Source organism: Ktedonobacteraceae bacterium, from assembly GCA_035653615.1.
In the GTDB taxonomy this organism is placed as follows: Bacteria; Chloroflexota; Ktedonobacteria; order Ktedonobacterales; family Ktedonobacteraceae; genus DASRBN01.
Genome location: DASRBN010000042.1, coordinates 151,806 through 177,059 on the forward strand (window position 1 = coordinate 151,806; position 25,254 = coordinate 177,059).

Annotated in this window: 22 protein-coding genes; 3 read left to right on the forward strand and 19 right to left on the reverse strand. The window is 52.8% G+C overall.

Translation table 11 applies throughout. From position 1 onward, the window contains the following. Positions 1-204 precede the first annotated feature (204 nt). The gene (locus tag VFA09_26140) at positions 205-669 is read left to right on the forward strand and encodes a pyridoxamine 5'-phosphate oxidase family protein (GenBank protein HZU70782.1); all 465 of its coding nucleotides are present in this window, start codon (positions 205-207) and stop codon (positions 667-669) included. A 48-nt stretch (positions 670-717) separates the two neighbouring features. Here the strand turns inward: VFA09_26140 and VFA09_26145 are convergent, their stop codons facing one another. From VFA09_26145 to VFA09_26165, 5 genes are all read right to left on the reverse strand, one after another. Then, the gene (locus tag VFA09_26145; protein ID HZU70783.1) at positions 718-1,965 is read right to left on the reverse strand and encodes a family 16 glycoside hydrolase; all 1,248 of its coding nucleotides are present in this window, start codon (positions 1,963-1,965) and stop codon (positions 718-720) included. Positions 1,966-2,145: 180 nt separating this feature from the next. After that, positions 2,146-4,539 (reverse strand): aerobic carbon-monoxide dehydrogenase large subunit, encoded by a 2,394-nt coding sequence (gene cutA / locus VFA09_26150; GenBank protein ID HZU70784.1) that lies wholly within the window; start codon positions 4,537-4,539, stop codon positions 2,146-2,148. Beyond that, positions 4,539-5,069 carry a (2Fe-2S)-binding protein gene (locus VFA09_26155; protein HZU70785.1) on the reverse strand — a complete coding sequence of 177 codons (531 nt, stop codon included), beginning with the start codon at positions 5,067-5,069 and terminating at the stop codon, positions 4,539-4,541. The genes cutA and VFA09_26155 overlap by 1 nt, the downstream gene beginning before the upstream one ends. Before the next feature lie 14 nt (positions 5,070-5,083). Beyond that, positions 5,084-5,956: a xanthine dehydrogenase family protein subunit M gene (locus VFA09_26160; protein ID HZU70786.1), complete on the reverse strand. Its 873-nt coding sequence runs from the start codon at positions 5,954-5,956 to the stop codon at positions 5,084-5,086. A 195-nt stretch (positions 5,957-6,151) separates the two neighbouring features. Beyond that, the gene (locus VFA09_26165) at positions 6,152-7,252 is read right to left on the reverse strand and encodes a winged helix DNA-binding domain-containing protein (GenBank protein HZU70787.1); all 1,101 of its coding nucleotides are present in this window, start codon (positions 7,250-7,252) and stop codon (positions 6,152-6,154) included. Between the two features lie 362 nt (positions 7,253-7,614). On the opposite strand from VFA09_26165, the gene VFA09_26170 reads away from it, so the two are divergent. Further along, complete coding sequence (locus VFA09_26170; GenBank protein HZU70788.1) at positions 7,615-8,121, forward strand: nitroreductase family protein; 507 nt, start codon at positions 7,615-7,617, stop codon at positions 8,119-8,121. Between the two features lie 130 nt (positions 8,122-8,251). Here VFA09_26170 and VFA09_26175 read toward each other — a convergent pair whose 3' ends face one another. The 4 genes from VFA09_26175 to VFA09_26190 form a co-directional block, all read right to left on the reverse strand. Continuing rightward, positions 8,252-9,148: a hypothetical protein gene (locus VFA09_26175; GenBank protein HZU70789.1), complete on the reverse strand. Its 897-nt coding sequence runs from the start codon at positions 9,146-9,148 to the stop codon at positions 8,252-8,254. 88 nt (positions 9,149-9,236) lie between these two features. Then, the gene (locus VFA09_26180) at positions 9,237-10,610 is read right to left on the reverse strand and encodes a DUF4331 domain-containing protein (GenBank protein ID HZU70790.1); all 1,374 of its coding nucleotides are present in this window, start codon (positions 10,608-10,610) and stop codon (positions 9,237-9,239) included. A 40-nt stretch (positions 10,611-10,650) separates the two neighbouring features. Then, positions 10,651-10,932, reverse strand: a complete 282-nt coding sequence (locus VFA09_26185; GenBank protein ID HZU70791.1) for a twin-arginine translocation signal domain-containing protein — start codon at positions 10,930-10,932, stop codon at positions 10,651-10,653. 234 nt (positions 10,933-11,166) lie between these two features. Then, positions 11,167-12,588, reverse strand: a complete 1,422-nt coding sequence (locus tag VFA09_26190) for a helix-turn-helix domain-containing protein (protein HZU70792.1) — start codon at positions 12,586-12,588, stop codon at positions 11,167-11,169. A gap of 215 nt (positions 12,589-12,803) precedes the next feature. Between VFA09_26190 and VFA09_26195 the strand changes: the two genes are divergently transcribed. Beyond that, complete coding sequence (locus VFA09_26195; GenBank protein HZU70793.1) at positions 12,804-15,395, forward strand: hypothetical protein; 2,592 nt, start codon at positions 12,804-12,806, stop codon at positions 15,393-15,395. A 154-nt stretch (positions 15,396-15,549) separates the two neighbouring features. Here VFA09_26195 and VFA09_26200 read toward each other — a convergent pair whose 3' ends face one another. From VFA09_26200 to VFA09_26245, 10 genes are all read right to left on the reverse strand, one after another. Continuing rightward, positions 15,550-15,906: a hypothetical protein gene (locus tag VFA09_26200; protein HZU70794.1), complete on the reverse strand. Its 357-nt coding sequence runs from the start codon at positions 15,904-15,906 to the stop codon at positions 15,550-15,552. A 208-nt stretch (positions 15,907-16,114) separates the two neighbouring features. Next, on the reverse strand, positions 16,115-16,618 hold the full coding sequence (locus tag VFA09_26205; GenBank protein ID HZU70795.1) for an NUDIX domain-containing protein: 504 nt from the start codon (positions 16,616-16,618) through the stop codon (positions 16,115-16,117). Between the two features lie 14 nt (positions 16,619-16,632). Next, positions 16,633-17,142, reverse strand: a complete 510-nt coding sequence (locus VFA09_26210) for an NUDIX hydrolase (protein HZU70796.1) — start codon at positions 17,140-17,142, stop codon at positions 16,633-16,635. A 36-nt stretch (positions 17,143-17,178) separates the two neighbouring features. Then, positions 17,179-18,990, reverse strand: coding sequence for a heme o synthase (locus VFA09_26215; GenBank protein ID HZU70797.1), 1,812 nt, complete (start codon positions 18,988-18,990; stop codon positions 17,179-17,181). A gap of 91 nt (positions 18,991-19,081) precedes the next feature. Further along, a complete protein-coding gene (locus VFA09_26220) occupies positions 19,082-19,774 on the reverse strand; it encodes an SCO family protein (protein ID HZU70798.1) in 693 nt (230 codons plus the stop codon). Between the two features lie 131 nt (positions 19,775-19,905). After that, positions 19,906-20,835: a cytochrome c oxidase assembly protein gene (locus VFA09_26225; GenBank protein ID HZU70799.1), complete on the reverse strand. Its 930-nt coding sequence runs from the start codon at positions 20,833-20,835 to the stop codon at positions 19,906-19,908. A 27-nt stretch (positions 20,836-20,862) separates the two neighbouring features. Further along, on the reverse strand, positions 20,863-21,462 hold the full coding sequence (locus VFA09_26230) for a hypothetical protein (GenBank protein HZU70800.1): 600 nt from the start codon (positions 21,460-21,462) through the stop codon (positions 20,863-20,865). Between the two features lie 12 nt (positions 21,463-21,474). Continuing rightward, positions 21,475-23,424 (reverse strand): cbb3-type cytochrome c oxidase subunit I, encoded by a 1,950-nt coding sequence (locus tag VFA09_26235; protein ID HZU70801.1) that lies wholly within the window; start codon positions 23,422-23,424, stop codon positions 21,475-21,477. Then, on the reverse strand, positions 23,421-24,203 hold the full coding sequence (locus VFA09_26240) for a cytochrome c oxidase subunit II (GenBank protein HZU70802.1): 783 nt from the start codon (positions 24,201-24,203) through the stop codon (positions 23,421-23,423). Before VFA09_26240 ends, VFA09_26235 begins: the two co-directional genes overlap by 4 nt. A 9-nt stretch (positions 24,204-24,212) precedes the next feature. Continuing rightward, the gene (locus VFA09_26245) at positions 24,213-24,977 is read right to left on the reverse strand and encodes a hypothetical protein (protein HZU70803.1); all 765 of its coding nucleotides are present in this window, start codon (positions 24,975-24,977) and stop codon (positions 24,213-24,215) included. Positions 24,978-25,254: the final 277 nt, after the last annotated feature.

The window sequence follows — 25,254 nt, forward strand, 5'->3', positions numbered from 1 at the left end:
GCGAGATGCAGTGCGGTGAGAAAGGTAGAGGATATTGTTATAGAAGAGCTACAGAGCTACTTTGCACTTCATGTCAGCTTCGCGCATATCACCCCAAATAACGATGATACAGCCTGACCTTGCTTGAACACGAGAGAATACACAGGGATATATTCACCTCGTTTTCCATCATCTTTGAATGAAGCATGACAAGGAAGTGACACCATGAGCGAAAACGCCGCGATTGTCCAGACGATCCTTTCTCAGGTACCCTACATTACGCTGGCAACCGCAACAAACGATGGAATACCCTGGAATACACCCGTGTATGCAGCCTTTGATGAGGCATACACCTTCTTCTGGGTCTCGGCAAAATATGCCCGTCATTCCCAAAACATCCGAGCGAACCCTCGCATTGCCATAGTGGTGTATGACTCGATGGTTCCCCCAGGAACCGGAAAAGGAGTCTATATGGAGGCCAGGGCCTATGAGTTGACCGATAGCCGGGAATGCAGCCACGCATTAGCCTGTTTGCATCGCCGGGGATGGGAACATCCTCCTGCTGTAGACATGGTGCTTGGGACAACCCTGCGCGGGGTCTATAAGGCGGTTCCAGAGAACATATGGATAAGCGCTGATGATGAGCATGGGCTTGATGGTCGTGTAGAGGTGGCTGTGCGAGGGATGTAATCCAGGTACGCGAGACGGGGAATTTATGTCGGGACCTCGATATTCCGTCTAAGTGAGCGGAAAAATGGCCAGGTTTGAAAAAGTCGCCTGCGCCCCCGGAGGTGTCTGTGGCAGGTTAGAGACGAACAGGGCTATCGAGCCACCTTTATAGCTGTCATCAGTGTACGTAGTGATTGTCTGCCCATTCACTTTAAAGGTCATAGTAGAACCGCGAGCAATGATCGTGATATGGTTGGGATGACCTTCCAGTGCGATGGCTGCATTGGTCAGATAACCCTGCACTTTCATACTTTGAGTATTGCCACTACTATCCAGTGTTCCCTTGAAGATAGCATAGGTCCCATCACCATAAAGCTCGAATCGGTAGTAGACGCCCAGGTAGCTGTCCTGACTCGCGCCGGCACGAATATAGACGCCATACCCACTATTTTTATCACCTTTTGTCAGCATGGCATCAAGCTCTAACTGGAAGTCGCCGAAACTTCGGCCGGGAACCACTTCTGGAAGGAGCTTATTTTCGTCATCCTCAAGCGTCAAACGCCCATTACCGATGGCAACAGAGAATTTTCCCGGAGCGCTTGTCAGATCCCAGCCCGCACTATTGTTGACAAATGTATCGCTGAAGAGTGGTTTCACCGTAGGAGTTGTAATTACCGGCGTCTTCGTCGACGAACTGGTAGTATTGTTATTGCGGGCACGATTTTGGACGAGAGCAGCTCCTAGAAATCCTCCACCGACCAAAACGATGAGCAGCGCGATTACGCCGAGAATCAAACCTATTCTCGGTCCATGTCGCTCATCCTCTTCTTCGTCCTGGTCTGCAACACCAGTGCCATTCATATATCCTGATTGAAAATTATCAGAAACGGCGGAAGAGGAGGGAGCATAAAAATTTTGCGCTGGGAAGTTGCCATAGTTATCAAGGCCAGGCTGTTGAAATTGTCCTGGACGCTTGAAATTCTGGCCCGAAGTGGTCAACGGCTGTGAGGGCCTCTGAAACTGGGATGGCGGCATTACATTATTGCCGGTGGGTATGTACTGTGGAGGTACTGCCTGAACGGGGGGCATCCCCGGAGGACCCCAGGGTCCCGATGGCCCCGGCGGATATTGTCCTGCCTGCGCACTTCCCCAGGGCGGGCCAAAGTTAGTATTGGGCGGCACCGGGCCATTCGGTTGAGGGATAGCATTATATGCCCCACATTGCCCGCAGTTTACCACATCTGGCGGCATTGGTATGCCACAGCGCGCGCAACGACGAGCGGGTAGCCCCCCGGGTGGCGGGTACATAGAGGACATAACAGCGCACCTCCGATACAAAATGACAGGTATCCGGTAGGCAGATTATCGCTCAGTTTCTGCCTGTATGTCTACTCGATAGTATTTTTGGGTAAACGTCATACACCTGCGGCACACCCCCACCAATGAAAATCAATGCGGCAATTTTTCAGAAGAATCCTATGAGATATGATCAGCCTGCTATCCACCCTGTTGTTCTTGCAATAGCTCAAAGAGTCTGTTCGGATGCAAAGGCATTTCACGTACACGCACTCCAAATGCAGAGAGCGCATCATCGATGGCCGACGCAAAGAGCGCAGGCACAGGAATAACACCAGCTTCACCGGCTCCCTTTACACCTAACGGATTGAGAGGCGAAGGAGTCTCAACATGATCAACGATGATCGGCGGAACCTCAGCTGCCGTTGGTAGCAGATAATCCATGAAACTGGCATTGATAATCTGTCCTTCTTCATTATATACCAGCCTCTCAAAAAAGGCCCCACCGATGCCCTGTGCTACACCGCCATGCACCTGGCCCTCCACGACTACCGGGTTGATTACCTTGCCGCAGTCATGGACCGCCGCGTACTTCAGGAACGACACCATACCCGTCTTTGGATCGACCTCGATGATGGCACCATGAACGCCACTGGCAAAACTCGCATGTGGTGGGCTGTAAAACTCGCTTGCTTCCAGGCCGGGACCGCCGCGCTCAGGCGGCAGGGCAGGACCAGGACGAGGCCCCGCCAGCTTCATGGACATCAGCTTGCGCGCATTTTCGCCATACGCGTAGCGCAAAGGATTCGCAGAAATCGCGACCTGGCCTAGCGTCAATGCCCGGTGCGGCGCATCCCTCACGAAGACTTTGCCATCTGCCAGCTCAATATCCTCAGGGGACGCCTCAAAAAGATCTGCCGCGACCTGTTTGGCTTTCTCACGCACCTTTTTAGCGGCAAGATACATGGCAGAACCGGCGACGGTCGCGGCGCGGCTGGCATAGGTACCCATACCCCAGTTGAAAGCCTGTGTATCACCGGTAATAACCAGCACATCCTTCGGGTCCACGCCCAACTGGTCGGCGACAATCTGCGCGAATGTGGTAAAATGCGCCTGCCCCTGCGTCGTGATCCCGGTAGAAGCAAACACACGTCCATCCGACTCCACGCGCACCTGCGCGCCCTCGTATGGCCCGATGCCGGTGCCCTCGACATAGCAACCAATCCCAATTCCCAGGCAGCGTCCCTGCTTGCGCGCCTCAGCCTGCATCGCAGGAAAATTATCGTAATCCAGCAGGGTTTTCAGCTTGTCAAGCCCGGCCTGGTAGTTGCCGCTATCATATTTCGTCGGCCCACCGTCTTGATAAACGAGTCCAACATCCCATGGAAACTCGTCCGGCTGGATGAAGTTGCGCGAGCGTACTTCCGCACGATCAAGGTGCAATTCCCGGGCAATTCCATCCATGATGCGCTCCATGATAAAAACGGCATGTGGTCGACCGGCGCCACGGTAAGGGCTGACCGGAACCTTGTTGGTATAGAGAACAGTAAATTCGCTGTAGTAGTTCTTCAGGCGATAGGGACCGGGTAGCGTGCAGGCGGTGATAATGGGGACGATAATACCATAGGGAGTATAGGCGCCCGTATCATGCAAAAATGTATCGCGCACGGCCAGCAAAATACCCTGATCATCAAAGGCATATTCTACGTCGTGCGACTGGCTGCGCTCCTGGTTCGCTGAAATAAAATGTTCGCGCCGGTCCTCGATCCACTTGACTGGCCTATTCAACCGGATGGCCGCGAATGGAGTCAAAATCTCTTCCGGGTAGAACATCATGATCTTGGTGCCAAAGCCGCCGCCCACATCGGGCGCAATCACGCGCACCTTATGCTCCGGCAGCTTGAAGATGGCCGCTAAGCCGTTGCGGATAGGAATCGGCCCCTGGGTCGAAATCCAGCAGGTAAGCGAACCTTCCTGCGGTTCCCAACGCGCGACCACTCCGCGGCACTCCATCGGCATGGCCGCGCCCCGGTCAATGACAAAATGCTCTCGAATAACGTGCGGTGCGTTCGTGAATACTGTATCAGGATCACCGACGGTCTGTACAAGGTGCGCCGCGACATTGCCGGGGACATCGACATGCACAAGTGGTGCGTTATCCATAGCGGCGACTTCCAGGCTGGAAACCACCGGTAGTGGTTCATATTCCACATCAATCAGGTCGAGCGCATCTTCAGCAATATAGCGATTCTCCGCCACTACCATGGCGACTGCTTCACCAACATAATTGACCACATCTCGCGCCAGAGGTAGTTGCGTCCGCGGCTGTGTCAAGGCATGGTGTGGCACGAGCAGAGGAGAAGGCTCCAATAATTCACCCAGATCGCCGGCGGTCAGCACAAGATGAACACCGGGAAGCTCACGCGCGGCACTGGTATTGATGTGGACGATGCGCGCGTGCGCGTAGGCGCTGCGCAAGAAGGCGGCATGGAGCATCTCCGGCAGATCAAAGTCATCGACATAACTACCACGCCCGCGCAGGAGACGGGGGTCTTCCGTGCGCTGTACGGGCGCGCCAAACCAGCGTGTAGCCATCAGTCCATCTCGCTTTCTGATTGAAATGCTCGCATACGTTCAGCCGCGAGTTTGACAGCCTCAACGATATTCTGATAGCCGGTGCAGCGACAAATATTGCCCGAAAGTTCGTGGCGAATCTCTTCCTCGGTAGGATTGGGATTATCTCGCAGCATAGAATGCACGGTCATGATAATGCCGGGGGTACAGAAGCCACATTGCAAACCATGCTTTTCCATAAACGCTTGCTGAATTGGATGCAGATCGCTGTTGTTACCGGCCATACCCTCAATAGTCGTGATAGCCATACCATCAGCCTGTACTGCGAACATGAGACACGAGCGAATCGCTTCGCCGTTCAAGAGGACCGTGCAGCAGCCACAGACACCATGTTCACATCCGACATGCGTACCCGTGAGATGCAGTTCATGGCGCAAAAAATCCGAAAGCAGCTGGCGTACCGGAACGCGCCTTTCGTAACTATGACCATTGACGATCACTGCAATATCGCTTTCCTCAAGGAAGGCCGGAGCCTCTTCTTGTTCTTGCACGATCTACCCTCTTTCTATGATTGACGGCGGTCCCAGGCAGCTTTCAGCACGCGCCTGGTTAATTCAGCGGTCAGCGCACGGCGGTATTCAGTTGTGGCATGCACATCGCTCATATCTTCAGCGACGATTGAGCGAGAAATTTCAGCGGCCCTATCCCGAGTAACATCGTCAAGCGCGGTGCCAATAACAACACTCTCGACAGCACGAGCACGAATAGGAGAGCCTGCAACGCCGAGATAGGCAATATGTGCCGTCATACAACGGTCATCCTGGTCGGGAGTCAGGATGGCAGCCGCGCCCACCAGCGCATAGTCTCCCGACCGGCGGGCAAATTCCAGAAATGCCCATCCTGCCCGGGGCGGTATCCAGGGGAAGCGAACCTCGGTCAACATCTCACCCGGCTCAAGAGCGGTCGAGAGATAGCCGGTGAAGAACTCTTCTGCTTTTATGACCCGTTCGCCTTTCACGCTCTGCGCCAGCACTTCACCGTTGAGACATGTAAGCAGCGCTGGTAATTCGGCGGCAGGGTCGGCATGCGCTATACTGCCCACGACTGTACCACGATTACGTATCTGCATATGTCCGATATGCTGCACGACCTCAATCAGCAGAGGGAGCCGGTCCTTTACCAGCGCCGAATGCTCGACCTGGCGCTGGCGTACTGTAGCGCCAATTGCCAGGTAGCCATCCTCGGGTTCGATGTAGTGGAGTTCAGAAATATGATTGATGTCCACGAGGTAGGATGGCCCTGCCAGGCGCATATTGAGTAGGGGAACCAGGCTCTGGCCGCCCGCCAATACTTTAGCTTCTTCACCATGCTGGTCAAGCAACGCAATCGCCTCGTCGAGGATGCGAGGGGCTGCATACTGGAAACGTGGTGGTTTCATGGTCTCCGCTTCCCTGTCTAAAAATTTTTGCTCGCAGTTGGGAGCATAGTCAACTTACTTTTCATCCTGTGATCCGAAGATTATGGTTGGATACAGTAGCTGACTACCTATTCCCTGCAAGGAATAAGCAATAGACTACTGCTGATGACGGGTTCTGTCAAGCCCTTTCCCCCAAAAGATCGGAATACCACCACATCAAGCAAACTCAATTTCAAACTTTGCTGCATCGTTTTCGATGAAGCGGATAAGCGCCTCTCCCTCCTGCTCCAGATCAGAGCGAAGCCGGTCCGAAAGTGGTATAAACGGCTCGATGAGGAGCTTCGCCACATCCCTCTTGCGCTCACTTCTCCATACTCCACACACGAAGCCGTCCACAAGAAAGGTGGCCCGTACTCGCCCAGCTGATAGATAGATTGCTTTGCGATATTCGTCAGGTACGACGCGCCGGCGGTCAGCATGAGAAAGTATCAGATTATCGAATTCCGGGAGAAATCGCGGGGGTACAGTAATGCTTTCTGAAGGAAGAGGGCCATTAGAAAGATCAAGTAATTCTTTCCCTTGTTCGTCCCGGAAACGACGCAAATCCGGTTTCAACGCTTCAACTGCCTCTTGTAGTTGCGTCAATCCCGACCATACCTGTATATCCTTGACAGTAGCCGGTCCAAATGCTGCCAGATAGCGCAGGATGAGGTGACGCAGACCTTCTGGTGATGCGACAAGTGGACGGCCAAGCCACGTTTCTGCCAGAACATGAGCCGGGCTGCCTGAGAAACTCCACTTGCTGTTCGTGGGAACTTGTACAAGCGGCAGGTGCGTGCGTACAGTGTATGCCAGGAGCGCAGGATCAACGGAAGGGAAAAGCTCTGTAAGCCAGGAGCGTATCTCGACGAAAGTACGCGGCTGTTCCTGTATAAAGGTGCGAGCGCTTGAGACAATTTGATCAATATCAATCTCCCTTGCATGTGCGCTAAAAAACGAATGCATGGCACGAGTAAGCGCAGGTTGGAGAAGGGGACGCAGGAGAAGATAATCGTCCGCGGTCATAAGATGAAGCGTGGAGCGCATCATCGTTGCCCTCACAACCTGCCTTTGCTCAAGCAGCTGTGCCAGGTCTTCGCCGTGAAATGATCGCAGGCGTGACCATAAACCGATATAGGGTGGAACTTGCGCCTGTGCCTGGAGACCAGCTACTTGCCGGATGGCCTCGAGAGCAGAAATTGATGCTCGATCCAGAAGCAGTTGGCGCGCAAGTAATGCTCGATTTAGCTCGCGCAGGATCAGGGTTCGTTCAGCCATACTATTTGTAATCCCTCATTAGAAAGAAAAGAAATAGGTAGACCAGGCAAGTCGTCAGTCAGGATGGCTTGAAGTATACTATAGGTGATGACCATGTCAAGGCCCGCATGGTCATGCTCATCGCTTCCTTTTGCAGGAACATCAGAGGATGATAGGAAACGAACAGGCCGCGTCCAATGGTAGAACCAGACCAGGCTTCTGTTTCGAAATCTCTTTTTTGAACGTAGTATATTTCAGTGGACTCCCCCATAGAATATCCTGGCATCATAGGAGTATCGACTTTTCCACCGTAACATTTAACCAGCATATGATACCGGTACCGGTAAAACGGTTCGGTGAAGAAACATAAAGAAAGGCACATCATGGAAGTATTTGATACAGTTCGTACAGTTCTGGCAGTACGCCGATTTCAGAACAAGCCAGTTCCCGAACCGCTTATCCGCGAGATCGTCGAAGCAGCGCGCTTGACTGCAAGCAGTAAAAATGATCAGCCCTGGCATTTCATCATCGTTCAGAATAAAGAGATGTTGCAAAAACTTGGCGTGCTCGCTCCGACAGGTTCCTATATCCCGCAAGCGCCCATGGCGATTGTCGTTTGCATGGAAAAGAGTATCTTCGCGGTTTCAGACGCGAGCCGCGCCATTCAATCGATGATTCTAACGGCCTGGTCGCATGGCATTGGCTCAAACTGGGTTGGCTTCAATAACCTGAAACAGGTCAACCGGGTACTGGGCATTCCCGAAGAGATCGACATCCTGGCCATCGTTCCTTTTGGCTATCCAGTTGCTTCTATCGGCAAGGGCAAAAAGCGACGCAAGCCGCTGGGAGAAGTGGCATATCGCGAACGTTGGGGGATGCCTTACGAATAAGGATTTGTTGCTTACCAATTTTACAAGAGAGCCACCCCGGTTGAAGAAAATCGGGAGGCTCTGATTCGTCTATCACAATTTGAGCCGGAAAAGCAATCCCGGAATGATCACAATTTAAATTGCTCTTTGCTCAACCATTGCAATGCTCCGTCCAGTAGTGATAGGTTTTTGCGACCACCGTAACCACGTTCTTGATCTCTTTTTCAAGGCGGAAGGACGGCCCGGCGGGGAAGTACAGGATGCTTCCCTCTCGGCGCACGCAAATGTTTTCAATTACGATAGCGCGCAGCAGCCAGAGAGCCGCCTGCTCATCTTGACAATTCAGGCCTACCCAGCCAGGATTCTTGCTGCGTACTGTTGGCAGTCCTGTAACCAGGCGCAATCCGCGCTCGATTTCGGCCACGACTCGCTCGTAAGATGCCTGATCGGTCATAATTTCTTCAGGAGAAACGGGTTCTAATAATGTATCGCGATGTGGAGGGCCACCTGCCAGCGCCAGGTCACAGAACGTCGTCCACATCTGATCCCATGCTACCTCTCCATCGTCGTTATAGACCATAGGAGCAGTGCCCATGGGAGCGGAACTAACAGTTTTACCGTTACGGTAACGAGGTGGAAGAATAGCTTGCATGGTCTCGCTATGGAGATGGGCAAGCCCGTATTTTGGTAAAAGAGCTACATCGAGGTCTTGCCAATCAATCTCCGTCACCTTGCCCCCCGTAATGGTCACAGATTGGCCGGGAACGCACCAGATGTTGTAGTCTCCTTCGGGCAGGGCAAGAAAAAGGGCGGCATACGTTGAAAGTCCATCGATCCGGCGCTCTCGGACTTCAGTATGCGTTTTTTGCCTGTGGTTGTCTTTCGGACTGACTTCAATCTCCTTGCCGCAGAGTTCTGCAGCGGTATAAATGACCAATGCCCCGATATTCTGCCCAATATCAAGCACCGCGTGACCGGTCGAAACACGATTCGGGCCTTGCTCCTTCTCACACGGAATACTTCTCTGCGCCATTCTTCTCGCAAGCATCTGTGATGTTCTCCATCAAGAGAGGTCTGGCGACGTTGGAGCCGCCAGACCTTTTGAACCAGTACCGTTATTGCTCTTGCATCAGCACTCAATGACCGGGATAGTCAAATCCATCATACGGCACACCAAGGTACGGGAAGCTATTCAAGTAGGGACTTGTGATGTTGCTGGGCGTCAAGCCATCCGTGACCTGAGAGGCTGCCGGGTCAGGGGTATATGAGGGGTCAACCAGCGGAATGGTGACACCCGCGATGGCCCGCAGCTCAATGGTGAACACGTCGTCTAAGAAACGCCGACCATTGGGATATCCGGCAAGATCACCACCGAGTATGCCATAGATGTTTGGATTGTTCGAGGGGGGAATAGCCATGTTCAGGCGCAGCATATCCGACTGGACTTTTCCGGTATAATTCTGGAAGCCCTTGATGATCCCGGATGGTATGCCAGTAAGCAGGATAGCAACCAGGTCCGCACGCGGTTTGCTGTAGCCCGCCAGATTCGGGAAAACGCCTGGATAGAGGCCGGGTAACAGTTTGGCAACCTCGGGAGAGGTGTAGTATTGGGCAAACTGGCTGTCATCTTTTGGCAGGGTAGCGTTCCAGTAGTCCTTCTTGCCAATCGGTATCACGGCTTCATTGATCAGTGGGTTACCGAGGCGCGAGACCTGCACCCATGGCCCGCTCTCCTTGGAGCCACCTTTCCCTTTTTCGAGGATACGCGCCTTCTGGCGGCTTGCCGTTGCCCAGACGCCGATGACCGACTTTTTGCTGTTCGGGTCTTTAGGATTAGAGCCGTCGCGTGTGAGATCGGTCTTCGGTACCTGGATCGCGATGGTATGGACGTTGAGCTTATCGGTACCATTGACGCCAGGAGCGTTGGGCATGGGATTGAAGAATAAACTCTGGAACGGACGCAGATCGAGGAGATCGAAGACCGAACCAAGGTCAACATAGAATCCTTCGGCCCTCTGACCGGCGAACACGACCTCACCGCTCTTCAGGGTTTGAACGGCCGGCTGAGCAAGGTTAGCGGCATAGTTGGGCGTAGATGTCGGACCAATGTTACATGGTGGACAGGGCAGGCCGCTTCCCAATACCGTTGAAAAACCATGCTTCACCTTCGTCACCGAATAGGTTTGAGGTCGATTCCAATTCGGGTCATTCAGCGAGCTGATCGGGCCAGTATTGTACAAAAAGGTGTTGGGGTTGCGGGTCTGCGTCTGGAATTGAAACCGGTAGGTGATCTCCGCGGCCCCATCTCCATCATTGTCGATATTGATCTCGTACAGCACATCATCGCCAAATTCATAGAAATTTGGGCCACCTGCCGGTCCCTCCAGCGGAACAAAGTTAGCGATCATAGTAACGGTGTTGGGCCTGTCCGGGCTGACAAAAGCGTATACGTCGGTATTGTCGGCTACCGGGTCCTTGGAAATGTCGGGGGCTTCGCGATGGGATGACATTAGTTTACCTCCGTTAGGATTGCGCGCCTCTCGAAGTTGCTTATGGCAACACTCTAATCAGGCGCATCATAAGCTCAGGATCGCGAAAAATGATTTCCTGAGTGCCGGACATCACACTGATCTCGCCCGTAGCGAAATCGCGCACATGTGCTACCAGGGTTTCACCAAGCTGGGCGGCGGATGTTTCTTCCACTGACAGGTCTGTCGCCGCTGTTTCAGGCGCGTCAGATATCGCCGCCAGAGGCGCTGCGGCCAGCACTCCAAGTGTGGCCACACTCACCGATGTTTGCTTGATAAACCCACGGCGGGTCATCTTGGCCATTTTATGCTCCTCTCTTGTGAATCCATGCGATTCGCTCATGAGTACGATCCCGGGCTATATCTGGATCATCGGGCTTTGATTATTCTCATTACGTTGATGAACTACCACGTAAACAATGTTTTTCCAGCGATTACTTCAGCCCGGGATCGCTAAAGATGGCTCTGCTTAGTAGTATGCCTGCGGTAGAGGGGACTTACCATGCCAACAGCTCACCATTTCCATGCCAGGGAAGAATCATCTACTTGCGGTTCTTTTGCATAGCCGCAAACTATCAGAAGCTCTTAGCGCACGTTCAGACCAGAGGTGTTGCGTTTCCGCATTCATAGTATCGCGTAGCACTGCCTGAACAAGACAATGAAGCGCGAGGGTCCTGGTACCAGTATTGCGGCGCAACAGGGAATGGGTCCGCAGAACTGCGATAGCTGTATCGAACATGAACGGGTCGGCAGCTAAGGGCTGGAGGACAGGACCGAAGTCTACATCATCCTCCATCAGTATGGATTCGGGAATGGCGTCTGGCTGTAGGAAGGCGCAGAGCCGCAGCAGTTCTACCGCGGCCGGGTTCGCGCGCTCGACCGATTCTAAGGCATGGGTAAATGTAGCAGTCACCGATTGGGGATGGGTTGTACTCACCCCGCCGCGAAAATCGCGCAGACTGAGCAGCGCAGGGCGTCGTTTCTGATAGCGTTCAAGGTAATCAGATAAGCTGCATGCAGTTTCTTCGATGTATGCTCCCGCTTGATCGAGCGCCAGGGGGAGCCCACCCATCATGCGGGAAATTTCTCTGGCAATACTGCGATCAGCCGATGACGCATCCTCAAGAGAAGCATCACACTCTATGCGCACAGAACGGCGCAGGAGCAAGAGCGCTCCCTCATCCGGTTCCATCTGCTCCAGGTTGATACGATGTGCAAACGTCCTTGTTGACTGCGTGCGCGTTGTCAGCAGAATAGCACCTCTACTACCCGGAGGGATAAAGTCCTGGAGGATGCTCAGATCATCCATATTGTCGAGGATCAGCAGCCAGTTCTGATTGTTATTGAGCCAGCGCTTCACCGCGTTGACTTGCTGTTCCTCATCCGATTGGCCCTTATCCGGTAGCTTCAAAAGCGTTGCGAGCTTGACGAACCCGGAGTATAGAACCTCTTTTGTTTCGGCCTGCGACCAAAGAACTGCCTGATACTCGTTTCTGTAACGATAGGCATATTCTACTGCCGTCTGGGTTTTGCCAATGCCCCCCAGACCACAGAGGGCCTGTATACGCTCTAGAGCACAGGTATTACCTGTATGCAACAGAGTATGTAGATGCTGGATGGCATCTTCACGCCCTGTAAAAAACGGATTCTTCCCATACGGAACATACCAGAACTGCGAGTTTACATATGGGCCAGACGATACAACCTGCTGGATTTCCTGGAACTCTTCGGACAGGCTGTGATTATCGGCGCGTGTATTCTCTTGCAAAAACCCAAGTTCTTCGGCGCTCTTCCCGAAGAGTTCGCAGAGTTTCTGACGAAAATGCAGACCTGGAAATATATTGCCTCGCTCCCATCTGCTCACGCTGGGAGCGGTCGTCCCGATCATTTCGGCCACCTGCTCCTGTGACCACAGGCGTTGCTCGCGTTCCTGTTTCAGACGTTGGGCGAATCCTTGCATGACATCTTCTCTTTCCCCCGGTATGTTTTGATAGTTCACCAATGAATACGCAATGCAAGAGGTATTGGATGATTCGCCGGTACCTTCATTTCACGGTTCGTATCAATCAGGACAGAAATCTAATTTTGTCTTATAATCAGTTTTGGATATGAATGAGCCATTTCGCCGCAAGATTTCTTTAATTTTCATATCTGTCTGAAGGAGATGTATTTCTCATGCCCTGGACACCATTAGCCGAGCGCTTTTCTCAGTTGCCACTCATTCTCGCCGGACCTATGCTTCGTCGTGTTGAGCCTGGGTCTGTCACCGTCTGGCTTGCATTGAGAGAGGCCAGGATGGTAACACTGCGTGTGTATCGCAAGGATGAGGATGGAAAGCTGGTCGAGCAGATCATTGGGACACGCCGGACCGCCCGCCTCGGTGATTATTTGCACATCGTCGCGGTAACCGCCCATGCACGTGAGGGTCAGCAACTTGCCTGGGGCGATCTCTATTACTATGATGTATTCTTTCAGGCGGATAATGCTGAAGATCACGCGGCATCAACGGCAGATCATCTCAATACGCCTGGTATTCTGACTGCTGATCCCTCTTCAGCAGAGCCGGTGCATCGTTTAATCTACCCTGGACATCCACTTCCCAGTTTCGTACTGCCCCCTGAGGACCTGAACCGGCTGCGCATCTTGCATGGATCGTGTCGCAAGCCGCATGGAACCGGCAAAGAAATGCTGGCCGCCCTTGATAGCATATTGGAAACCATACTGTATGATGCAAGAAAGCGGCCTCAACACCTCTTTCTGACCGGAGACCAGATTTACGCCGACGATGTGGCCGCTCCTCTCCTATGTGCCCTCATGGATGCCGGGGATTTTCTGCTGTCAGGAAACCAGATAGAGATACTCCCCATTGTTGGCGTACCGGCACGTAATTTACCACCAGGATGCCGGGGACGCGTGGTGCGAAACCAGGCAATGTTCACAACAACTACACCCAAGAATCAGCTGTTATCCCTGGCCGAATACGTTGCCATGTATCTTTTTGTCTGGTCGGATGTCCTCTGGCCGGATGAACTGCCTGAGATGAAGGAAATACAGCAAAAGTATGCCTTTGTAGAAAATGAAGATGTTCCCGGTGAGTCGCAAGAGCAATATGCGGACAACTTAAACAAATTGCGCCAGTTCCGTGCTACACTGCCAAACGTGAGGCGATTGCTGGCAAATATTCCACTCCTTACGGTCTGTGACGATCATGATGTCACTGATGACTGGTATCTTGATGGGGCCTGGTGCCAGCAGGTCTTGAACAGCAAACTTGGGCACAGGGTTGTTCGCAATGCCTTGCTTGCCTATGCGCTTTTCCAGGCCTGGGGCAATACCCCCGATCAGTTTGAGCAACCCCAGGGGCAAGCCTTTCTAGATGCTCTCAACGAGTGGCGTGGAGAGGAGTCGGGCCCTCGCGCAACTACCATCACTACCATGCTCGATATACCCGATTCTTTTGATGGAAAAGGGATATTACCGCATAGGGAACACGCATTCAAATGGCATTATGCCTATTCGGGTCCGCGCTACCAGGTTATCGTCATGGATACGCGAACGCATCGTCTCTATCGCACTCCCACCTCATTTCCCGGCCTGCTGTCTCCAGAGGCATTAAAAACACAGGTGGCTCATGCCATGCGCAGGGATGTGGATGTCACAATCATCATCTCTGCCACTCCCGTCATTGGTCAGAATTTTGTTGAATCGCTCCAATTCTGGAGCCATTGGAGCCTTAGAAATAATTATGCCTTAGATCGAGAGGCCTGGGCCCTGGATTGGGATACCTTCCAGCCTTTCCTTAAAACGCTGGCGGCAATGAAACGGGTCGTTATCCTCTCGGGAGATGTCCATTATGCTTTTGGCTCCAGCCTGGATTACTGGAGCCGTAAAGAGCGGACAACCGCTAAAATAGTCGATTACACTTCCAGCGCCCTGCTCAATGAGGTATCGGGTCCTGAAATAGCCGTTCTCACCACTATCTATCCGCAACTTGCCAGATTGATACGAGCCGAGGATTCGGCACAGCAAGATTTTTTCGCCTGGGATGTGGACCGTGTTCTTCATCATCATCACGTCCTGAGAACAATACTCAGAATTGTGATGTGGCGCATATATCTTATCTGGTGGGCATTGCCCAAATTGATCGACGCGCGCCGTGCAAGCACAGAGATTGTTTTGCCCGCACATGGATGGCCCCCGGGAGCATTCAATACCATCCAGCCAGATCGTAGTTACCGCGTACACTATTTACGCGATCAGCTTGATAGTACTAAACCCAGGAGCGCAGCTCTGAAAAAAAGGCGTACATCGCACTTGAGACTGCCTGGATGGCTACTCAAGCTGGGGCGTGCGGCATTGAAAGTTCTTACAATATCTGAAACCCGGGTAGGAAGGGCGCGCAGGAGAATAGGGAGAAGGGCTATCAGGTATGTGCAAAAACCGGGATCACACGTGCGAAAACGCTCCGCATATAGCGCGATAAGGGGAACAGATCTTATGGAAGCCAGGCTGGAAAGACACAAGGTTACGTTGGGAGAGGCAATATTCCATCATCAGCAGTGGCTTCAACAGTGGAAGGCGGGCTCGCATATCATCGGCTATGCGAATGCCGGAGAGATTGTCTTCAACTGGAAGAACGATCAACAGGAAGTAATTCAGCGTCTGTGGTGGTGGCCGCCCGATCAGCCTGATCAGCCAGCTCTTGCCTCTGAATTTCATGAAACGCTCAAATTGCCTTCGCCCGATGATGCTCCTTCATTGCCATGAGCAAATCTCGCCCGGATACTTTACAGATCCGTGCAGTGAGACTGACAGATAACCGCTGACAATGTGCAATGAGGCTTCGGCGTTTCGCTTACATGTCTTATGGCTCTTCAAGCAGAGGAGGCTGAATATACCGGGTCTGTTTTCGCCATTGTTTTCAGGGAGCAGTCTGGGAGATGTTTGGCTGACGCCACATCGTCTCATCGAGTTCCCAAAGCTGGCCTTGCGGTGAGTGATAAGGCGTCTCGAAGCGTTTGGCTTCCGGCACCTCTTTGAAATGCTTGTGATCCGGCTGATAACGGACGGTATATTGCGCCAGTGGGATCTCTTCGTATTCGACAGTGAGCGCATCCCCATGCAGCCAAACCACCGCAGGCTGGCGAGCGCTTCTTCTCCATAGAGTTTCCAGCGACGAAAATGGACGTAGCCCAGACGGCTCAAGCGGCGGAGAAAGCGCGTTGCGTAAAAAATTCGGTGGAATTGCTCTGGGGTGAGCAGTTTGTTGGTCACCCATCCTAAGACTTCTGCAGGACTGAAGCGGTTGTCATCCCGCTTGCGGTGCGCCCAATGTGGTTGCGCATTGTAGTCCGAGCTGCTTGAGAGCGGTATACATCCGAAACTCGCCGAGCAGCGGATTCTCCTCTTGCTTCTTGCGGATGAGATTCCGTGTGGGCAGATCAACCCCTGGCCTACCGGTAGTGGAATACATGGGACAATAGCCGCTATTTGAGAATAAACTGCCCCGTTTGCTCGTAGCACTCAAGATCCGCGAGTGTTTCTCGGTAGAGCGCGGGCAGATCCTTGGGAAGCTCATCGGGGGCAAAGAAGCGCGCATGAGTCGTTTCATCAGTTGCGGCTACGAGGGTTCCCTGCCAACGATCAACCCGAAAGGCTACTGCAAACATCTGGATCTGGTCGCCAAAGGCTGTGGTAAAAGCAAAGCGTGGCTCGGTATACAGAGCAATAGGCGTAGCTTGCAAGACTTCCAATCCAGTTTCTTCCCAGATCTCACGCTTGAGACAGTCGAGGATCGATTCCTGGAGTTCGAGCCCTCCAGCAGGCAAACCCCAGATACCGTTATCACGCCGGCGAATGAGTAAAAAGCGTCCGTGTTCATCTCGAATGATGGCCCGTGCGCCAGGACTAATCAAGGGCCGTGAGCCGACAAGTTTGCGTAATTGTCCTAAGTATGTTTCTTCAAAGGTGCGTTTCTCTAGTGGTGGCATGGTCTCTTTTCTCCTCACTCACGGGCTTTCTGGGAGGCCTGCGTGATCTCATCAAACACCACATGCTCAGGGACGAGAGGAAGTACCTGCAATGCAGTCGGCAAAAAAGCAGGATAAAGGGCAATATTTTTCAGCTCATCGAGTTTGAACCATCGAAAGATGATATCTATCCCTCCATCTTCTACTGCTTGAATGGTTCGCTCCAAATGGTAGAGATGAGGAGTCTCAAGAGGGGTAATCAAGTAGTAAAAGCCAATACCGTGATGGGCTTTGCCACCGTCATCCGAGACAAAGAAATGTTCAACAACCCAAAGAAGTCGCTCGATCTGGACAGAAATCCCTAATTCCTCTTGCATTTCCCTCTGAAGAGCTACGTGGGACGGCTCAAGCAGTTCGATACCGCCACCGGGAAGCGTCCAGAAGGTTCGTTGTGGTTCGCCTTGCAGAAGAATAGCACGGTCATGGATGAGCACCCCTGCTGTACGGCAACGAAAGCTGAGATTGCTTTTCTCGCAATAGGTCAAAAGCTTCCTCCAACATCTATCAAGAAAAGCTGTGTTTTAGTGAACGACCCGGTCGATCACCATGATGGCGAAAAGCGCCGCCAGGTACATGTTCGAGTACCAGAAGAGCGTTTTTGCCCACTTTTTGGATTTTTCATGCCACAGGCGAATCGCCAGGTAGACCAGCCCACCACCAAGCAACAAAGCTCCGACAAGGTAGAGGTAGCCCATCGTACCCATCACGAAGAGGGCAAGCGTGATGGCCAGTAGGAGAACTGAATAGAGCAGGATTTGCCGCCGTGTCTCCGCCTCGCCCTTCACTACAGGTAACATGGGTATCTTCGCCTTCTCGTAGTCTTTCTGGATCAACAGTGAGAGCGCCCAGAAGTGCGGCGGAGTCCAGAAAAAGATGATGGCAAAGAGCCAGATCGCGGGTAAGCTCAGGCTATTCGTGATGGCCGCCCAGCCGACCAGCACCGGTACGGCACCGGCAGCGCCACCGATGACGATATTCTGCGTCGTAGTGCGCTTCAGCCACAGCGTATAGATGAACACGTAGAAGAGAATAGCGGAAAAGGCCAGCACTGCGCTGAGCAGGTTGACGAATACGTAGAGCAGAACGAACGAAGCCATCGCCAGGATGATACCAAAAACCAGCGCCTGTCGTGGTTCAACACGACCGGATGGCAGCGAACGACGCTGCGTGCGTCCCATCACCTGGTCAATGTCGCGGTCGATGTAGCAGTTGATACAATTCGCGCTACCTGCCGCCATTGCCCCACCAAGTAGCGTCGGGATGAGCAATGAAAGAGGTGGTAAGCCCTGGTTAGCAATCGACATCGCCGCCGCCGTTACTCCCAGCAACAATACCGTCACATGCGGCTTCATCAGATCGACGTAATTCGAAATAGTCTGGCGCACCAGGCTGACTTCTTTTTTCTTCTCGGCCTCCGCCAGTTCCATCTTCTCAATTTCCTGTTGCGCAGGAGCCGCCCGCAGTTGATTGGCAGCCAGAGCTGCCAGGAGAACCAGCGTTCCCCAGACGGCGGTCGATAGCGCAAGATGGAATCCTGCTACGAATGCCGGGTCGTTGAGCAGGACAAGCAGGCCACCGGCAATCGCCTGGCATACGAAAAGAACGCCGCCAACTACCGCGACAATCGCCTGTCCCGGAGCAACATGCCGGCGGCGTAGAGCAGCAATAACCGTCCAGAGCATGACCAGGCCAACGAAGACCGCGTACACACGGTGCAGGATATTGATATTGGCCAGGTGATTGCTCACTGCCCATGAAGCAGGCGTACAGAACGGCCAGCCCGGACAGGCCATTGCCGCGCCGCTGCCGGTCACATAAGAACCGAATAACATCAGGATGTAGACCAGCACCGCGTTGCTGACGGCGAGTTGCGCGAATTTGCGCGTTCTGGCGGGAAGCTCTCTACTGGTTTGTGGCTTGCTACTCAGAATAGCGATAGTAATAACAACGGCAAAGATTGCCATCGCTGTACCCAGATGCGCTGTAATAATCTGCTGTGGCAGCTTCCAGAGTACCGTCAAAGCTCCCAGCACTATCTGGATTGTCAATAGCACCGGAGCAGCAATTGCCAGGGTAAGCAAGGTACGGTCTTTGCGTGCCCAGGCAATGATTCCGGTTACCAGCAGCACGATTAATATACTGAGAGCTACAGTGGTAAAGCGGTGAAACTGTACGAAAAACGCACCTGTTCCGGCGAAATAGGCCTGACCATTGCAAAACGGCCAATCGGGGCAGCTTAGACCAGAGTTGGTGGCAAGAACAGTGCCACCGAGCATGATCAGTACATAGGTCATGATGGTTGCTGCCCATGCGACGGGGCGAATGAACTTCATAAAGGACTCCTGACCGTTGCTTTCCAAATCCTGGAGACCTGGAAATATTGAAAGAATATGTAAATAATGGCTATAGCTTCCTCATCAACCCCTAAGACTTCGGCAACCACTGCTTCATGCCATCTTCAAGGCCGATTTCCTGGCTCTTGATATCGGCCTGCGCGTTTGAGTCAAGCGTCTCATAATAGAGGCGCTCATGTCCGGTAGCATCGATGATGAAAGTGATAGGGTCATGCTCGACCGCATTGTTTGAGCTTACCTGGACATAGACATTGTACAGGTGATAGACGACATTAAGCTGCTGCGGCGTACCTGTGACAAACTCCCACTGGTGCAGCATACCATGCTGGATCGACCAGGATTGCACCGCGGTGACACTGGTGGCTGTCGGATTGGCATTGACAGCCACCAGGTCGATCTGACTGGCAGCCGCGGCATCCAGCTGTGATTTGGCATAATACATAATCTGGGCAGTCAGCGGGCAGAGTGTTGTACAGCGTGCATCGACGAATGCCAGGACAATCTCATGGCCGCGCAACGAAGAAAGCTTGAATGGCTTACCGAACTGATCCGTCAGCTGGAAGTCAGGCGCCAGATTGCCTGACATTGGAAAGCCGCCAATAGCGTAGTTCGATGGGTTCGGCTGCAGTGTGGCAGCCTGACTAACGCCGCGAGATGCTGCCAGACGCTGGATTCCCCAGATAATCGCGGCAATTATCACAAGTGCTGAGGTAGCAATCAAAGCAGCACGAGCGAGTTTCTGGACACCATCCGTTTGCCGCATGGTTATTTTCTACTCCTGATCATCTTATCTGAATAAGAAGCCTGGTACCAGGCTCTTACATTCCTCTATTCCCGACAAAGCGCAGGCGCCAACTGGAAGATTTGCCGGATTGCATACTTCATTCACGCATTTCACGCGCTCTGTTTTTTCCCAACACTCAGTTCCGGCGCATCATCCATCACAGAGCTAAGCCACCGGTGTACTAATGTGGCAAAAGCAATCCCGAAAGGAAGATCGCCGAATGTCCACATGATGCCTGCCCCAAGTTGCTGATCTTGCACGGCGGAGAAACCGCCCAAACCGGTAACCACGTGCGCATAGGGCGCGTAGAGAGGCACCTGGGAAAATCCGATCAGCGCCGCGAGGACAACATTTTGTGCCATCGCGAAACCTACACATCCGAGACGGCCCATATAGCCCAGGCGAGGGCGAAGCGGCGGCGATGGTATAAGCTGCGTCCAAAAAAGAAAACTGACCACCAGAAATGTCGAATGTTCTAACCAATCGTGGACGGTGACATTGGTCAATGCCAGATCATAGAGCGGTGGCCAGTGCCATCCCCAGAAACCGGCAACCAGGAGAGCGCACGAGATAGCAGGCTGCCGCAACCAGCCCCCTGCACGAAAGAGGCCTCGCCTGATATTCAGTCTCACTACTACTTTAATAAACTTGCGAACACCGCGAGGCAACCCCAACCAGATTGGGATGAAAGGAGCCCCGGCCACAAGTAGCGGTGCCATAACGACCATTATGAGCAGGTGCTGGATCATGTGCATCCAGAAGAGCCGGCTGGAAAGTATATCTATGGGCGCGGAAGATGCCAGAAGAAAAGTAAAGATCGCGCCGAGGAAGTAGCCAGCGCGCCAGAGCCAGCTATCCAACCGGAATTGAGCGGTGTGAGAACCGTTCAATCCAGAATGATTGCTGGCCCTGGCAGCCCTTCTCTGCTCCAATTTGAAGAGGAGACGCCATCCACGAAAGTACAGGACTTCGACAAGTGCGCATACAAGGAGCACCAGGGGTGGAACGGGCCACCCGTTTGCATCAACCCAGATGTTCATTGCAGCGCCTCCATCTAGCGACGGGATTCAGATAGCAACCAGGCTGAATATCCATAGCAGGATACTGGAAACGACAATGTAATACCACCAGTAGCCACCAGCCTCGATAAGGTAGGCCTGCCCCGTCAGCCTGCCGCGCAGGATACGCCCGCCCAGTAGTATGCCTACAATCACAGTCAACAGAAGGTGGAGTGCTGTAAACCATGTTATGAGTAGAATCATGCTTTCATAGGCATGGATAGGAATGCCATAGCGCAAAGCGGCGCCTATCCAGGTCTCAGCCACCCCTGCTGCAAGCATCAGCACCAGGGAAACCAGGAAGAAAGCTGACTGACCTTCCCCATTATTCCTGCGCGCTCCGCGTTCCCACCCAAAGTAGGCAAGCCCGCTCAGCAGCAAGACGATCATGATTATCAGATTCGCCACGAAAGGCGGAGCAAAGTCTCCGGCTACTTTAAACTGATTCTCCGTATTCAAGGCGCTCAGGTAACCGCCTGCTGCCAGGATTGCGAGGACTGACAAGGCATCCGATATAATCAGCATCAGAACGCCGGCTTTCGCTCGGGCCACCTTGACCTGCGGTTCCAGTTCGAATGGATGCTCACTATGCTCTAAGGCTGTTTCCATAGTTTCCTCCTCTTACTCCTGTCCTTGTGGCTGTATAGGAGCCTGTGTCATGGCACCTGAAATGTCTACCGCCGGGGTTGGACGTTCAGGCGTAGGCGAACCGTAGTCATAGGGCAAGGAGGTTACTACCGGCAACTCCCCTTCGAAATTCTCAAGCGGTACTGGTGTTGGCACTGTCCACTCAAGAGTTTTGGCGCCCCATTCGTCGGCAGCAGCAGGCTCACCCCTTACAAGCGTAAGAATCACGTTGTAAGCGGCAACAAACACCGAGGCTGCAATCAGGATAGCAAACAGGCTGGCGATGGTATTAGCAGTCGCGAATGGCGGAGCAACATTTGCCGACCAGCGGGGTTCACCCTGCAGGCCTGCATAGAACAACGCTCCAAATGTCCCGACAAAACCAATCTCAAACAGCCAGAAATGGAGCCTGCCAAGTAGAGGATCGAGACGCTTCCCTACCATCTTGGGGAACCAGTAGTAGAATCCGGCGAAGAAGCCAAAGACCATACTACCCACGATAGTGAAGTGGAAGTGTGCTGTAACAAACATGCCACCGTGCAAAATTTCATCGGTGGGCAGATCGGCCAGGTAAATGCCGGTAATTCCTCCGATAACGAAGTTGACCAGCAGGCCGCATACAAACAGCAAGGGAACAGTGGCCCAGACTTTTCCTCTCCAGAATGTACCTACCATACACAGGAAGAAAACGCCGGTAGGAATAGAGATCAACTCGGTATCGAGCATGTAAGGGGCGGCCAGGGCATTTTCTGAACCACTCGTATAGAGGTGATGTCCCCAAACGATAACACTCAGTACAGCAATGCCGATCAATCCACTTAGCATAAAGCGGTAACCGAAGAGGGGTTTGCGAGTGAACACCGTGGTTACTTCAGCCGCCACTGCCAGGGCGGGTAAGGCGATTACATACACTTCGGGATGCCCCATGAACCAGAACAGGTGCTCATACAACCAGTTGCTACCGCCAGAGGCAGCAAGGAAGAAAGAGGTATTGAAGACCCGGTCCATGACAACCATGATCTGGGAGACGATGAACGAAGGGAAGGCCGTTAAACTCAGAATTACTGAGAGTACAACGCCCCAGACGAAGATCGGAAGTCGCCCCCACGTCATGCCTTTCGTGCGCATGACCAGCACGGTCGTCACGATATTCATGGCCGCTACTGTTGTTGAAGTGGCAAAGACCAGGATGAGGAAGCAGTACGCATCCATGCCGGGAGTCAATTCCTGCACCGATAGAGGTGCATATCCAGTCCATCCTGTTGGAAACCCACCAAGGAATACCGTGGAGAGGAAGATAGGAATAGCGGTGAACAGCAGCCAGTAGCTCAGCGCGTTGAGCCGTGGAAAGGCCATATCGCGCGCCCCAATCATGATGGGGAGGATGAAGTTGCCAAATGGACCGCTGACCATGATGATAGTGGTGGCAATCATGAGCATCCCATGCATACCCACGATGGTGTTATAGGTGCTGGGATCGAAGAAGATGGCGCCGGGCCTCGATTGCTCCAACCGGATCATGAAAGCCCCCATCGACCCCAGGAAGAACATAATCAGTACCGTGAACAGGTACTGCATCCCCACCACTTTATGATCGGTCGTCCAGCGGAAATAGCGCCAGAGTCCCTGACCCTTGCCTGCCAGTTCCATTTCTTCAGCAAATGTTGGCTCGTGGCGACCGAAGCCCCACTTGAAGATGCCGTTGAAAGCTCCTATGCCAATAAAGAAGAAGAGCAGCCAGCCTAAATAGACAGACACGGTAACGGCATCGTCATTCGGGACCATGTCGGGGCTATAGGCAGTTGTTATCTTGTTAATCACCACACCGAAGATGGCAGCGCCTATTACACCGAACACTATTCCAGAAACGACGCTTGGGAAAAGCATATTGATGAGATTTGGCCGTCTCACCTCAGTTGCGGTTGTACTTGCTGTGCTGCTCATAGGTGCCCTCCTTGGCTTTGTATCCAGGAATTGAACGAATCAACACTCACTACTTTTACCGATTCCCACATAAAGGAATGAAGGAGCCCGCATAATTCTACACATCTCACCGCGTATGTTCCAATCTGTGTAGGAGTCACAACCGCTGTATTCGTCGTCCGGCCCGGATTCGCATCGACACGTATTCCAAACTCCTCAATAGCAAAGCCATGCAGGACATCCAACGAGGTGACGTAGAATTCCACAGGGCGATTTACCGGCAGTTCAATGAGCTGCGCGCCCTGGCTGGTCGCACTATACTGTGGGTAACTAAAGGTCCACTGCCATTGCTGCGCGGTAACATTAACGATCAAGGTGTTAGTAGTTGAGGCCGCTGAAGTTTCCTGGTAAAAGGCGAAGAGTCCCCAGATGACAAGAAACAAGCATAGTATTGATGTGATGCCTATCCAGCTAATCTGGAGTGCCGGCCTGGGCAGCAAAGGAACACCATCTTCTGTAGGCCTACCACGAACTCTGAAGGAGAAGAGACTATAGCCAATAAAAACGAAAACGAACATGGCCACCGGTATGGATATGATGGTCAGCATGCTGAATGTGAAACTATCGGCTACGGCAAGTGAAGTCGCAGCCGTTGGCAGAATAAACTGGGATACCGGCACCCAGATCGCGATCAGAATCACAGAGAGCACCACCCAGAGGATAATGGCGCGAAGCAGGTGATTCGGCTCTCTCGGTGGCACAGTGTTCCCCGCGTTTCCTTCGATGTTTGGTTCTGACATGTTGCCCCCTTAATAGTTTGTTACAGTGATCGTCCCGGCCATATACCCGGTGGTAGACATTGGCCCGCTAAACCCATAGGGCGTTTCGCGATCATTGCCACAGGGAACATAGCAGTGCCAGACGTAGGTATGACCTGCTGGACCGGTCTTGAACTGGAACTCGATGACGTTAGGAGCAGGATACTGGTACTGGTTACCATCATTGCCAAGCACATTGGTGTTACTGGAAGCATCGTCAGGGACGCCAATGAGCGGAACACTGACAAATATCGGGCTTGTTGTATCGTCGGGTTCCGACTGAATGGTAAACGTATGAGCAATGTCATCCATCGGAACCTGGCTCTTGGGACCGTTGTATGTCCCCGAATTCGTTTTACCAGTGTAGGTTGCCGTCCCACCAAGCGTACCCTGCACGGTTTGGAAAAACCCGTTGTACAGGCCAGTAGCGCTGTCGTATTGCTTGATGATGACGGTGATGGTACTGTTGGCGGGCAATTCCCAGGTTGTGCCATGCTCATTGTTTGTCCCTGAACAATAAGTTACCCAGCCAATTTGGGGGTTCGGTGCGCCGGGATGACATACCTGACTGTCGGGAAAAGTGGCGATGTTGAGGGTCGCGGAGTCAGGTCCCGTTTTGGGTACCTGATACACGGCAGGTTCGTAGCCAAGGCCGCTCGCGGATTGAAAACCCAGCGCGACTACAGCTACTATGCCGAAACCTAGGACGAGTGCTACTACGAGGCCAATGATAAATCCTGATGAATGCTGTCTCAAAGCCGACCTCCTTATCTGCGATTTTGTTACAGGAGCCGACAAAAGCGACCTACCCCCTCGCTGTCGGACTGTGAATGTCGCTACATGCATTACACCGGATGGACGTCGTGCCGCTTATGATATGAGGATATCTGGAATAAAATAATCATAATGCAGACATCCACTGTGATTGAAGACTTCTCGATCTCCCATATTTCCTACCACACTCCGGGAACTGGAAAAAATCGAGGTGATCAGACAGATTACTCTCCTTTCTAAGGAAACTTACATGGTGTAA